This window comes from Lentzea sp. NBRC 102530, assembly GCF_030269365.1.
In the GTDB taxonomy this organism is placed as follows: domain Bacteria; phylum Actinomycetota; class Actinomycetes; order Mycobacteriales; family Pseudonocardiaceae; genus Lentzea.
In genome coordinates this window covers 342,244-354,143 of sequence record NZ_BSTF01000002.1, presented here as the reverse complement: position 1 = coordinate 354,143, position 11,900 = coordinate 342,244, and the positions used below count along the sequence as shown (strand labels likewise).

At 69.8% G+C, this 11,900-nt stretch carries 13 protein-coding genes; 6 read left to right on the top strand and 7 right to left on the bottom strand.

Features of this window, described 5'->3' with window-relative positions; genetic code table 11:
- The first annotated feature begins 26 nt into the window (after positions 1 to 26).
- Both QSK25_RS05160 and QSK25_RS05155 read left to right on the top strand, forming a co-directional pair.
- The gene (locus QSK25_RS05160) at positions 27 to 968 is read left to right on the top strand and encodes a pirin family protein (protein WP_285633688.1); all 942 of its coding nucleotides are present in this window, start codon (positions 27 to 29) and stop codon (positions 966 to 968) included.
- Positions 969 to 1,284: 316 nt separating this feature from the next.
- Entirely contained in the window at positions 1,285 to 1,686 is a 402-nt protein-coding gene (locus QSK25_RS05155) for an SsgA family sporulation/cell division regulator (protein ID WP_285633685.1), read from the top strand.
- Between the two features lie 4 nt (positions 1,687 to 1,690).
- Here the strand turns inward: QSK25_RS05155 and QSK25_RS05150 are convergent, their stop codons facing one another.
- From QSK25_RS05150 to QSK25_RS05130, 5 genes are all read right to left on the bottom strand, one after another.
- A complete protein-coding gene (locus QSK25_RS05150) occupies positions 1,691 to 2,578 on the bottom strand; it encodes a lysyl endopeptidase (RefSeq protein ID WP_285633682.1) in 888 nt (295 codons plus the stop codon).
- A 374-nt stretch (positions 2,579 to 2,952) separates the two neighbouring features.
- A complete protein-coding gene (locus tag QSK25_RS05145; protein WP_285633679.1) occupies positions 2,953 to 3,570 on the bottom strand; it encodes an HAD-IA family hydrolase in 618 nt (205 codons plus the stop codon).
- Positions 3,571 to 3,616: 46 nt separating this feature from the next.
- Complete coding sequence (locus QSK25_RS05140) at positions 3,617 to 3,895, bottom strand: DUF6510 family protein (RefSeq protein ID WP_285633676.1); 279 nt, start codon at positions 3,893 to 3,895, stop codon at positions 3,617 to 3,619.
- A gap of 13 nt (positions 3,896 to 3,908) precedes the next feature.
- The gene (locus tag QSK25_RS05135; RefSeq protein ID WP_285633673.1) at positions 3,909 to 4,649 is read right to left on the bottom strand and encodes a ferredoxin reductase; all 741 of its coding nucleotides are present in this window, start codon (positions 4,647 to 4,649) and stop codon (positions 3,909 to 3,911) included.
- The gene (locus tag QSK25_RS05130) at positions 4,619 to 5,218 is read right to left on the bottom strand and encodes a sulfite oxidase-like oxidoreductase (protein ID WP_285633670.1); all 600 of its coding nucleotides are present in this window, start codon (positions 5,216 to 5,218) and stop codon (positions 4,619 to 4,621) included. Before QSK25_RS05130 ends, QSK25_RS05135 begins: the two co-directional genes overlap by 31 nt.
- 56 nt (positions 5,219 to 5,274) lie before the next feature.
- On the opposite strand from QSK25_RS05130, the gene QSK25_RS05125 reads away from it, so the two are divergent.
- Positions 5,275 to 6,051 (top strand): crotonase/enoyl-CoA hydratase family protein, encoded by a 777-nt coding sequence (locus QSK25_RS05125; RefSeq protein ID WP_285633667.1) that lies wholly within the window; start codon positions 5,275 to 5,277, stop codon positions 6,049 to 6,051.
- Here the strand turns inward: QSK25_RS05125 and QSK25_RS05120 are convergent.
- Positions 6,035 to 6,193 (bottom strand): penicillin acylase family protein, encoded by a 159-nt coding sequence (locus QSK25_RS05120; protein ID WP_285633664.1) that lies wholly within the window; start codon positions 6,191 to 6,193, stop codon positions 6,035 to 6,037. The genes QSK25_RS05125 and QSK25_RS05120 overlap by 17 nt on opposite strands.
- Before the next feature lie 79 nt (positions 6,194 to 6,272).
- On the opposite strand from QSK25_RS05120, the gene QSK25_RS05115 reads away from it, so the two are divergent.
- From QSK25_RS05115 to QSK25_RS05105, 3 genes are all read left to right on the top strand, one after another.
- Entirely contained in the window at positions 6,273 to 6,668 is a 396-nt protein-coding gene (locus QSK25_RS05115) for a hypothetical protein (protein WP_285633661.1), read from the top strand.
- Complete coding sequence (locus QSK25_RS05110; protein WP_285633658.1) at positions 6,665 to 7,159, top strand: YceI family protein; 495 nt, start codon at positions 6,665 to 6,667, stop codon at positions 7,157 to 7,159. Before QSK25_RS05115 ends, QSK25_RS05110 begins: the two co-directional genes overlap by 4 nt.
- 281 nt (positions 7,160 to 7,440) lie before the next feature.
- Positions 7,441 to 11,034: a discoidin domain-containing protein gene (locus tag QSK25_RS05105; RefSeq protein WP_285633655.1), complete on the top strand. Its 3,594-nt coding sequence runs from the start codon at positions 7,441 to 7,443 to the stop codon at positions 11,032 to 11,034.
- Here the strand turns inward: QSK25_RS05105 and lgt are convergent.
- Positions 10,979 to 11,869 carry a prolipoprotein diacylglyceryl transferase gene (gene lgt / locus QSK25_RS05100; protein ID WP_285633652.1) on the bottom strand — a complete coding sequence of 297 codons (891 nt, stop codon included), beginning with the start codon at positions 11,867 to 11,869 and terminating at the stop codon, positions 10,979 to 10,981. The two genes, QSK25_RS05105 and lgt, sit on opposite strands and share 56 nt — an antisense overlap.
- Positions 11,870 to 11,900 lie beyond the last annotated feature (31 nt).

The following is an 11,900-nucleotide window of genomic DNA, read 5'->3' as shown; positions in this document are numbered from 1 at the left end:
CCCCGCGCCAGCCTACGATCACCACCGTGAGCAATGTCGAGGCCGAGCCCGCAGAAGTGACGTGCACCTCCAGCCCGGGCGACGTGGAGGTCCTCACCCCGCGCGACGTCCCGCTGGGCGGCCCGAGGGCGATGCCGGTCCGCCGCACCCTCCCCCAGAAACAGCGCTCGCTGATCGGCGCCTGGTGCTTCTGCGACCACTACGGCCCGGACGACACCAGCATGGACGTGGCCCCGCACCCCCACACGGGCCTGCAGACCGTGAGCTGGCTCTTCACCGGCGAGATCGAGCACCGCGACAGCCACGGCGTCCACGCACACATCCGTCCGGGCGAGCTGAACCTCATGACGGGCGGCCGCGGCATCTGCCACTCCGAGCAGTCCACCCCGTCCTCCACCACCTTGCACGGCGTCCAACTCTGGCTGGCCCTCCCCGACGCGCACCGCGACGCCCCGCGCGACTTCCAGCACTACGCCCCACCGGCCGTGGACGTCGACGGCGCGACCGCCCGCGTCTTCCTCGGCACCCTGGCCGGCTCCACCTCCCCGGTCCACACCTTCAGCCCGCTCCTGGGCGCCGAACTCGTGCTGCCCGCCAGCACCACGCTGACGCTGGCCGTGTCCGAGGAGTTCGAACACGGCGTCCTCCTCGACACCGGCGACGTCCGCCTGGGCGACACCGCGCTGGCCCCCCACTCGCTCGGCTACCTGGGCACCGGCCACACCTCGCTGACGCTCTCGACGGTCGAGGGCGCGCGGGTCGTGCTGCTGGGCGGCACGCCCTTCGGCGAGGAGATCGTCATGTGGTGGAACTTCGTCGGGCGCACCCACGAGGAGATCGCCGCGTTCCGCGAGGAGTGGCAGGCGGAGACGGACCGGTTCGGCCGGGTCGTGGGCTATCCGGGCGACCGGCTGCCCGCGCCGCCGCTGCCGGGCGGACGGCTGCGGCCCCGCGGAAACCCGGCCTGATCAACGTCACCTAACGTGCCGAATTAGCTACGGAAAGCACCTCCACCTTTAAACAGAATTAAGGTTGGAGGCACCCACCAGTCCCATCATCCGGGCCGCGAGCCGTCCGTCTCAGCCCGTGATCCCGTCCACAGATGACCGAACACCACCTGCACAAATCCAACAAAATCCCAGCTCAGCACACCTGTGGTCACCCGTCTCACCTGGCGGGTTCCGCTGCATGTGAAAAGTCATACTTGAGGACCATTGAAAATCACGTTCCGATCGCTTTTCCTGATCGAGGCATCCACGGAGGCTGCCGGACGTCTAAGGGGGCATGAGGAACGTGACACGAGTGGGCGCCGACTCGACATTCGCCTTCATCGCCCCGTCCGGGCGCCCGCTGCCCGTTGACGTCGAGCTCGGCTACCGCGCCGACGACCCCCACGCCGTGACCATGACGTTCCGCATGGGACGGCAGGAGACGGTGTGGCTGGTGAGCCGCGACCTGCTCGCCGACGGCCTGATCACCACCAGCGGTGCGGGCGACGTGCGGTTGCGGCCGCACAACTCCACCACCGCCGTGCTCGAGCTGCGGTCCGACGTGTCGCACGCCGTGTTCCACGTCCAGTCGTCGGAGCTGCAGGAGTTCCTGAACTCCACCTACGACGTAGTCGCCCCCGGTTGCGAGAACGACTACGTCGACTTCGAGGCCGAGCTGCGCAAGCTGCTCGACTAGAAACTCACCGCACGCCGTTGTTGACGGCGCGCGCGTAGGCCGCCGCGTTGCCTTGTGAGCTGCACGCCTTCATGTCGTCGTACAGCCACATGAACCCGCCGGTGATGCCCGCCGAGCTCTTCCACGACCGCATCTTGCTCTCGACGGTCGCCGGTGAGTCGCCGGCGCCGCACCCGCTGCCGTGCTTGCTCCACAACCCGGGGTCGACGGTCATGCCCAGCGCCCGGTTCCAGGTGGCGGGGTTGTTGCCCGCGCCGCCCGCGTAGCCCTGCAGGTAGACGCGGTCGACCAGCGAGCCGAGGTTCGACTTGAGGCTCGCCCAGAACGACTGGTTCGTGTACGGCGCGAACGTGAACTTCGAGTACCCGAGCTCCGCCGCCATGCGCGCGAACGCCGCCGTCGGCGCCACCTGGTAGAACGACTCGTCGTCGTTGTTGATCGCGTCGGCCCCCGTGGCGCTGCGCAACGCCTGGAAGTTGCGGTACAGGATCGAGTTGGAGCCGGTGCCGCCCGAGCTGATCAGGGCCGCGATGTTCTCCCAGTCGCGCACGCCCCACGACCCCACCGACACCTCGATGCGGTTGACGGACGTGGGTGCCTGCTTCAACGTCCGCAGACGAGCGGGCCAGCCGGAGTCACCGACGTACCGGCCGCTCTGCACGATCAACTTGTCGTTCAGGTACAGATCCCCGTTGGGGTGCACGTGCACGCTCCACAGGATCACGGTCGTGAACCCGGACGAGCGCAGCGTGTCCATCACGGCTTGGCCGTCGGAGTAGAACGGGCCGCCGCCGAAGATCGCCGACCGCGGCGAAGCCTGAGCGGAAGCCGCAGGCACGAACACCAAAGTCAGCAACACGGCAAGAAGAGCGGGGAACCAGGGCCGCTTCATCAACGCGCTTTCCCTTCTCTTGGAGCAACTCCAACAAGTCGGGCGGCGGCCACGCACCCACCATAGCGCCGAGATCAAGAGCCAGGCGCGGTCAGCCGTGCAGCAAACGGCAGAGGCAGGGCGAAGCGCCGGCGCTGACGAGGCAGAGGGCACCGCGGCGAGGACAACAGAAACGCGGAGCGGTGCCAGCCGCAGTCGTGAACGCAAGCCGACCACCCACGAATCCAAGCGCAGTGAGCCCGAACGGGCCAACGCCCACCACCTGGCCGGTTCCACCTGCCTTGGCGATGGGGGCTTACCTTGAGACGGCGCGATGCCAACCGGTCCGGTCCGGCCGAACCGTCGAAACGCAACCCCCGCCGACGGTCACGGCGCTACCCCCTCAACGCCCCCACGACCTCGACCCCGCCCCCATCCCACCGAACCGCCCTCAAATCCGGCACCACGACGGCAGCGGGCGTCTCCAAGGCCGCAACCCCGACCCCCACCACAGCCCCGGCCAACGCGGCAATCCCAGCCGCCACCCCGTTGCCGCTGTCCTCGAAGACCACACAATCCCCAGCCGACAACCCGAGCTTCGCGGCAGCCCTCAGATATCCCTCAGGACTGGGCTTACCGGCACCGACCGAATCCCCGTCCACCACCACAGCAGGCAACGGAATTCCCACCGCCGCCAGCCGAGCCTCCAGCAACTCGACCGGCGCCGAAGTCACCAACGCCCACCGATCCCCCAAGGACTCCACCAACTCCACGGCCCCGGGAATCGCCGTGGTAGCACCGGAATCCGCAACCTCAATGGCGTTGATCCGCCGCAACGCCCGAGCGTGCACCGAATCCGGCACATGCATTCGAACGGTGTCCGAAGCCCGCCGCCCGTGCAGTCCTTCCAGCACCGCCGAAGGCGAAACCCCGAACTCACCGGCCCACTGCGTCCAAGCCCGTTCAGCGGCCGCGGTCGAATCGGTCAACACGCCGTCCATGTCGAACAGCACGGCCTGACAACGCAGGTACATCGCTCTCCTCATCACGCGGGCGAACTCAGGACGGCAGCGGGATCTCCAAGCTGACCGTGCCCCGCAGGTCCAGCCACGCACGATCCCGCCCGCGAACCAGCCGCAGCACCACTTCCTCGCAAGCAGGACAACGGGCAACGACCCCGGGCGCGTTCTGATAGACCCGCAAACTCGCCACGGACCCCTTGTACCCGCAACCGGAACACTGTCCAGTGGCGACGGTCAGGTCCACGGCGAAGATCTCCCGCAGGTCACCGGCCAGCGCGTTGCCGTCCACGTGCGTGTCCACATGCGTGTCGCTCATAGGTGCTCTCCCGTCAGCCAAAGCGTTCCGTACGCACACGCCGCGGATCGTGCCCGAGCGCCACGAACACGTCCGACACGGTCTCGACGAACCCGGTGGGCCCGCACACGAACACGTTCGGCGCGAAGTCGGCCGGCCAGGCATGGGTGTTCAACTCGGCAAGTCCAAGCCGCCCAGGCACGCCCGGCCACCCTTCCGGCGCCCGGCGCGTGTAGACGATGTGCACGTCCAGCCCACCATCTTCACGCGCACGCCGCCGCAGTTCGTCGGCGTAGCAGACGTCGTCCGGCGTGCGGACCGAGTAGATCAACCGGAACGGCACCCGGCTCCCCTCGGCAGCTCGCGCACGGATCATCGCCATCAACGGCGCGATGCCCGACCCTCCCGCCACCAGCGTCACCGGCGCCTGGTCGGTGGCACGCCAGACGAACCATCCGCCCACCGGCCCGCGCAGTTCGACCTCGGCACCGACCGGCAGCACGTCGCACAGGTACGGCGACACCTCGCCGCCGTCGACCCGTTGCACGGTCAGCTCGAACCGCTCCCCGTCCGGTGCGGAGGAGATCGAGTAGCTGCGTTGCACCGAGTAGCCGTCCTCGGCGGTCAGCCGGACGTCGACGTGCTGGCCGGGCAGGTGACCCGGCCAGCCGGGCACGTCGAACACCAGGCTCCGCGCGCTCGCGGTCACGTCGGTGGCCTCGGCCAGGGCTGCCGTCCGCCAGGTCAGTCGCCCTGATACCGCTGTTCGCGCCATGGGTCTCCGTAGTCGTGGTAGCCCGCGCTCTCCCAGAAGCCGGGTTCGTCCTCCAGCAGCAACTGGATCCCGCGGACCCACTTCGCCGACTTCCAGAAGTACAGGTGCGGCACCAGCAGCCGCGCCGGGCCCCCGTGTTCGGGGGTGAGTTCCTCGCCGTCGTAGCGGTAGGCGATCCACGCCTGGCCGTCGATCAGGTCCTCGAGCGGCAGGTTCGTGGTGTAGCCGCCGTAGGACTGGACGAGCGCGAAGTCCGCGGCCGTCTCCACGTCCTCGAGCAGCACGTCGAGCGACACGCCCTTCCAGCGGGTGCCGAGCTTCGACCACTTGGTCACGCAGTGGATGTCCGTGGTGATCTTCTCCGCGGGCAGCTCGATCAGCTGCTGCCACGACCAGTCGTAGCGCTGGCCGGCCTCGGTGTTGATCGTGAACTGCCACCGGTCGGTCGACACGCGCGGGGTCGGGCCCGCGGTGAGGACCGGGAAGTCCTCCGCCAGGTACTGGCCGGGCGGCAACTGCACGTCCGGTGACTGGCGTCGCCCGGTGAAACCGGGAGAGACGATTGGCATCGTGTCAGTAGACGACAGCGGCGCGCCGAACGCCACTGCTGATCACGGAGGTCACATTGGACGTGCTGGTCGAGACCGTCGGCGTGGTGACGGTGATCCGGATGAACCGCCCGGACCGCCGCAACGCGGTCGACGGGCCGATGGCCGAGGCGCTCAGGAACGCGTTCCTGGAGTTCGAGGCGTCCCCGCAACGGGTCGCGGTGCTCACCGGTGAAGGCGGGACGTTCTGCGCGGGTGCGGACCTGACGTCCGTCGGAGATCCGGAACGGCGCAACGAGCTCGACCTGGGCGGGGGCGGCGCCGGACCGATGGGACCGACGCGACTGCACCTGAGCAAGCCGGTGATCGCGGCGGTCAGCGGGTACGCCGTGGCGGGCGGGCTGGAACTCGCGTTGCTGGCCGACCTGCGGGTGGTGGAGAGCGACGCGGTGTTCGGGGTGTTCTGCCGGCGGTGGGGCGTGCCGCTGATCGACGGCGGCACCGTGCGGCTGCCCAGGATCGTCGGCCTGGGCCGGGCGCTGGACCTGATCCTCACCGGACGCCCGGTGCACGCCGAGGAGGCGCTCGCGATCGGGCTGGCGAACAGGGTGGTGGAACCGGGGAAGGCCCTGGAAGCAGCTCTCGCACTGGCGCAGCAGATCGCCGCGTTCCCGTTCGAGTGCGTGCTGGCGGACCGGGCGTCGACCTACGGCGGGCTGGACCTGCCGGTGGCGGAGGCGTTGAGGGCGGAAGGAGCGGCGGGCGTGCCGATCGTGGCGCTGGAGGGTGCGGCCGGCGCCGCCAGGTTCGCTGACGGCGCCGGCCGGCACGGCACGTTCAGCGCAGGCGGGTGACCACCAGGTCCGGGTTGCGGGCGATCTCGCTTTCGGTGAACTCGCCCTTCACCCACTGCTTGCGCGCGTACAGCCGCGCCTGGTCGGTGTGGTGCGGCGAGGCAGGGTCGGCGGACTGCCCGTAGACCAGCGGCGAGCTCATCCGCGGCCGTGCTCGGCCTGCGGGACCGCGCGCAGGCCGTCGTCCTCGCCCACGAGACGGGCCTGGTGACGCCCGGCGCGTGACCTCCGTGCTGGCACGGATCCGCCCGCTGCCCGGGATGACGAGACTCGGTGGCCACCACTTCAAGGAGGCGACCATGTACGCGCAACTCGTCTACTTCGACGGCCCCCGCAGCACCGAACTGCTGGCCGCCGCGGACTTCGCGGCGACCCACCGCATCGAACCCGCGGTCGCGTCGGTGGCCGGCAGCATCAGGACCTACGTGCTGCGCCGGCCCGACGGCTCCGAGGTCGTCCTGACGCTCGCCGAGACCGAGCAGGACCTCCTCGCGGGCCGCGACGCGATCATGGGCACCTCGCTGCTGCCCGGCGAGGACCCGGACCTGCTGCCGGGCCCCGACCGCGTCGAGATCTACCCGGTGCACGAGGTCTTCGAGCACGGAGCGACGTCATGACCACCGTCCACGCCCTCGCCCCCGGCCGCTGGCAGGCCGACCTCACCCGCACCACCGCGTCGTTCACCGTGGGCAACCTGGGCCGCAGGACCCGCGGCACGGTCCCGGTCACCGCGGGATCGGTGGAGATCGGTGCCGACGGCGCGTTGCTCGGCGTGCGCGGCACGCTCGACCTGTCCGGCATCGCGACCGGCGTCCCCAAGCGCGACCTGGACCTGCGGCGGCCCGGCCTGCTGGACCTCGACCGGCATCCGACGATGAGGTTCACCGCGACGTCGGCGCGGACCACCGCCGACGGCTGGGAGGTGACCGGCACGCTCACCTGCCGGGGCACCGCGGCCGAGATCACCGGCGTGGTGACCGTGGACGACCTGGTGCTGACCGCCACCGCCCGGCTGGACCGCAGGGCGCTCGGGATCCGCGCGCCGTCGTTCCTGATCGGACGGTGGGTCGACATCACGGTGACGGCGGCGATCCGTCACTCGGCTTGAAGGACGAAGGGCAGTCCCGGCCCAGCGCCCGGCCGGTCACCGGAGTGGACCCAAGGATCCATCGGAAACCGGTCCACCTCTTGTACCGGTCTTTTCTCCGGGTGGGACCGGTACCGGCCGGGCGCAGTACCGTTCTCCCAGCACAGGGCACCAGCACCGATCCAGCCGGATGACATCGATGTCGTCGCCGCCGATTCCTGTCTCGTTTGTCTTGTTGACCATTCGTGTTACGAGCCTGAAGCTTCCTGGCAACGTTGTCAGGACAGGGATCGGAGCACGCAATGGCGCAGGACTTCGGCAGCGGCGTCTCGCGGCGGCAGGCGTTGACGATGGGTGGCGGGCTGCTCGCCGGGTTCGGGCTCAGCACCCTGCTGCCGGTGACCGCGTCGGCCGCGCCCGGGCAGTCGGCGGCGCAGCCGAAGACGATCGACCTCGCGTTGTTCCGACCCGTGTCGGTGTCGTCCACGGACTACGCGGCGACGCCCGCCGAGTTCGCCGTGGACGGGCTCGCGCAGGTCGGCGTGCGGGGGTCCGGGTGGCGGGCCGGGCAGGGCGACGGCCAGTGGATGATCGTGGACCTGCAGGGCCGGTGCGAGATCAGCTCGATCGTGCTGACGTTCGAGGCCAAGCCCGGCGACCCCGCGTTCGACGCCAACGCCTCGCGCGCCGACACCGTCGGCACCGAGATCCTGTCGAGCTACGCGGTGGCGTTCGACCTCGACGTCTCCGACGACGGCCGGGTGTGGCGGACGGTGCACCACACGGAGTCCGGCGCCGGTGGGGCGATCACGATCCCGTTCACGCCGGTCGTGAAGGCCCGCTGGGTCCGGTTCTCGGCGACCCGCAGGTCGACGACGAACCCGCTGGGGCTCAACGGGCTGCAGGTCTACGGCACGAGCAGGGACAACCGGCCCGCGGTCAAGGGCTGGACCAACTGGCCCGTCCAGGACCACCCGAACCCCGCGCTGACCGTGGCGGCGGACGGATCGGTGCCACTCGAGTCCGGCTGGGTGCTGACGATGCAGGACTTCGCGCCCGGCAAGGACGGCGCCGCGCTCTCCGGCCAGGACGTCGACACGCGCGGCTGGGTGCCGGCGACCGTGCCGGGCACGGTGCTCGCGTCGCTGGTCGAGCAGGGACACCTGCCGGACCCGGTGTACGGCATGAACAACCTCAAGATCCCCGAGGCGCTCTCGCGGCACACCTGGTGGTACCGGCGGTCGTTCGGGCTGCCGCGCGGCCTCGACACCGGTGCGGGCCGGCACGTGTGGCTCGAGTTCGACGGCATCAACCACGAGGCCGAGATCTGGCTCAACGGAGCCAAGATCGGTGCGGTCAGCAACCCGTTCGGCCGGGCCGCGCTGGACGTCACGGCCACGTTGCGCCGCTCCGGCGACCAGAACCTCGCCGTGCAGATCACGCCGATGCCGTTCCCCGGCAGCCCCGGCGACAAGGGCCCGCGCGGTGAGGCGTGGGTCGGCGCGAACAGCACGATGTTCAAGAACTCCCCCACCTACCTCGCGGTGTCGGGCTGGGACTGGATGCCCGCCGTCCGCGACCGCGCCTCCGGCATCTGGAACCACGTGCGGTTGCGTTCGACCGGCGCCGTGGTCGTCGGCGACCCGCGCATCGACACCGTGCTGCCGGACAGGACGACGGCCGAGGTCACGTTCACCGTGCCGGTCCGCAACGTCGAGGCCGCCGCGAAGAACGTCACCGTCACCGCCGAGTTCGACGGCGTCAAGGTGAGCAGCACCGTCACCGTGGCCGCGAACTCCACGCAGGACGTCGTGTTCTCGCCGTCGACGCACTCCCCGCTGCGGATCAGGAACCCGAAGCTGTGGTGGCCCAACGGGTACGGCGACCCGACGCTGCACGACCTGACGCTCACCGCGTCGATCGGCAACGCCGTCAGCGACCGCAAGAAGCGCAAGTTCGGCATCCGCCAGGTCACCTACCAGTACGACCTGCCGATCACGATCGTCGACGGCGCGGCCGAGCAGACCGTCGAGTTCCCGTACCAGCAGGCGCGCTACGTCCGGATGCAGGGCGGGCGGCGGGCCACGAGCTGGGGCTTCTCGATCTTCACGATGTCCGTGGCGGACAGCAGGACCCCGGACACCGACCTGGCGCGCGGCAGGACGGCGACCGCGTCGTCCGCCGCCGACTGGACCTCGCCCGGCGCCGTGACCGACGGCGACCCGAAGTCCCGCTGGACGTCGAACTACAACGACAACGAGTGGGTGCAGGTCGACCTCGGCGCGGTGACGTCCTTCGACCGCGTGGTGCTGCGCTGGGAGACGGCGTACGCGGCCACCTACAAGATCCAGGTGTCGCAGGACGGCGACACCTGGACCGACGTGGCGGAGAAGGACAACTCCCCCAAACCGCTGATCATCCTCGTCAACGGCGTGAAGATCTTCGCCCGCGGCGGCAGCTGGGGCTGGGACGAGCTGCTGCGCCGCATGCCCGCCTCCCGTGCGGACGCGGCCGTGGCGCTGCACAAGGACATGAACTTCACCGTCATCCGCAACTGGGTCGGCTCGTCCTACCGCGACGAGCTGTTCGACGCGTGCGACAAGTACGGAATCCTGCTGTGGAACGAGTTCTGGCTCGGCTGGTCGGCCGACCCGGCCAACCACGAGCAGTTCTTCGCGCAGGCAGAAGACACCGTGCTGCGCTACCGTTCGCACGCCTGCTGCGTGGTGTGGTTCGGCTGCAACGAGGGCAGCCCGCCCTCCGCCGTGGACAAGGTCCTGCGGGAGATCGTCCACACCAACACCGACCTGATGTACCAGCCGAACTCGGCCAGCGGCGTGATCACCGGCGACGGCACGTACCGCTGGGTCGACCCGCGCACGTACGGCACCGGCGAGGCCACCGGCGGCAAGTTCGGGTTCTGGAGCGAGATCGGTCTGCCGACCGTCTCCACGGTCGAGAGCATGCGCAACCTCGTCGGCCAGGGCAACCCAGGCTGGCCGATCGGCGACGCCTGGTACCTGCACGACTGGTCGGAGAACAGCAACCAGCAGCCCAAGGGCTACCAGGCCGCGATCGACGCCCGCCTCGCGCCGTCGAGCAGCCTCGAGGAGTTCTGCCGCAAGGCGCAGTTCGTCAACTACGAGAACATGCGCGCGATCTTCGAGGCCTGGAACGCCCGGCTGTGGAACGACGCGACCGGCGTGCTGCTGTGGATGTCGCACCCGGCGTGGCACTCGACCGTCTGGCAGACCTACGACTACGACATGGACGTCAACGGCAGCTTCTACGGCTCCCGCAAGGGGTGCGAGCAGCGGCACGTGCAGGCGAACCTGACCACGTGGCAGGTCACCGCCGTCAACCACACCGCGTCGCACCTGGTCGGCGTGACGGTGCGGGCGCAGCTGTTCGGTCTGGACGGCAAGGCGGTCGGGCAGGCCCAGGAGCAGAAGCTCGACGTGAACGCGACCACGGCGACGAACCTGTTCACCGTGCCGTTCGCGGACTCGTTGCCCGCGTTCCACCTGCTGCGGTTGACGATGACCGACGCCCAGGGCAAGCAGATCTCCGAGAACACCTACTGGCGTTACCGCACGCCGGAGTCGATGCACGCGCTCAACCAGGTGGCGTACACGCAGCTGACCACGACGTTGAGCGCGACGAAGGACGGTTACTCCGCGGTGGTCCGCAACACCGGCAAGACGGTGGCCGCGATGGTCAGGCTGTCGTTGCGCGAACGCAACGGCACCGACCGCGTGCTGCCGACCCTGTACAGCGACAACTACTTCTGGTTGCTGCCAGGGGAAACCCGGACCGTCGCGATCGACCCGCAGCGCGACGTCAGCCGTCCCCGCCTGCTCGTCGAGGCGTACAACTCGGCTCCGAAGCTGAGCTGAGGTCCTCCCGACCCGGGTGCCGCCGTGCCGACCACAGCGTCAGCGCGGCGGCGCCCAGCCCCACGAGCAGCGACGTCCAGATGTTGAGGCGCAGCCCCAGGACCGTGTTGGCGTCGTCGATCCGCAGCGCCTCGATCCACAGGCGGCCCAGCGTGTAGAGCGCCACGTACAGCCCGAACGCCCGCCCGTGGCCGAGCCGGAACCTCCGGTCGGCCCAGATCACGACGGCCGCGACGCCGAAGGTCCACAGCAGTTCGTAGAGGAACGCCGGGTGGAACGTGCCGAGCACGACCGGCAGCCCGTCCGCCCCGATCACCGCTCTGCCGGCGGCCTGGTCCCACTCGTGGACGGTGAGCGCCCACGGCAGGTCCGTCGGGCCGCCGTAGACCTCGTTGTTGAACCAGTTGCCGAGCCGGCCGATCCCCTGCGCCAGCGCGATTCCCGGCGCGGCCGCGTCCGCCAGCGGGGGCAACGTCACGCCGGCCCGTCGCGCGCCGATCCACGCACCCAGTGCGCCGAACGCGATCGCGCCCCACACGCCCATGCCGCCTTCCCAGATGTACAGGGCCTTGAGCGGGTCGCCGTTCGGTCCGAAGTAGGGCTGCCAGGACGTGGCGACGTGGTACAGCCGCGCGCCGACGATGCCGAACGGCACGCCCCAGGTCGCGATCTGGTTGATGACACCGGGTTTTCCGCCGCGCCGCACGTACCGGCGTTCGGTCAGCCAGGCCGCGACGAGGATGCCCGCGATGATGCAGAACGCGTAGGCGCGGATCGGCACGGGCCCGAGGTGCCAGACACCCCGGGTAGGACTGGGAATGGCCGCGAGGAGCATTCGTCGCACGCTAACGGGAACGGGCCCTGTG

Excerpts from the sequence above, each read along its gene's own strand:
- QSK25_RS05155 (WP_285633685.1), top strand. The coding sequence starts at position 1,285 with ATGAGGAACGTGACACGAGTGGGCGCCGACTCGACATTCGCCTTCATC.
- QSK25_RS05150 (WP_285633682.1), bottom strand. The coding sequence starts at position 2,578 with ATGAAGCGGCCCTGGTTCCCCGCTCTTCTTGCCGTGTTGCTGACTTTG.
- QSK25_RS05140 (WP_285633676.1), bottom strand. The coding sequence starts at position 3,895 with ATGAGCGACACGCATGTGGACACGCACGTGGACGGCAACGCGCTGGCC.
- QSK25_RS05135 (WP_285633673.1), bottom strand. The coding sequence starts at position 4,649 with ATGGCGCGAACAGCGGTATCAGGGCGACTGACCTGGCGGACGGCAGCC.
- QSK25_RS05130 (WP_285633670.1), bottom strand. The coding sequence starts at position 5,218 with ATGCCAATCGTCTCTCCCGGTTTCACCGGGCGACGCCAGTCACCGGAC.
- QSK25_RS05120 (WP_285633664.1), bottom strand. The coding sequence starts at position 6,193 with ATGAGCTCGCCGCTGGTCTACGGGCAGTCCGCCGACCCTGCCTCGCCG.
- QSK25_RS05110 (WP_285633658.1), top strand. The coding sequence starts at position 6,665 with ATGACCACCGTCCACGCCCTCGCCCCCGGCCGCTGGCAGGCCGACCTC.
- QSK25_RS05105 (WP_285633655.1), top strand. The coding sequence starts at position 7,441 with ATGGCGCAGGACTTCGGCAGCGGCGTCTCGCGGCGGCAGGCGTTGACG.
- lgt (WP_285633652.1), bottom strand. The coding sequence starts at position 11,869 with ATGCTCCTCGCGGCCATTCCCAGTCCTACCCGGGGTGTCTGGCACCTC.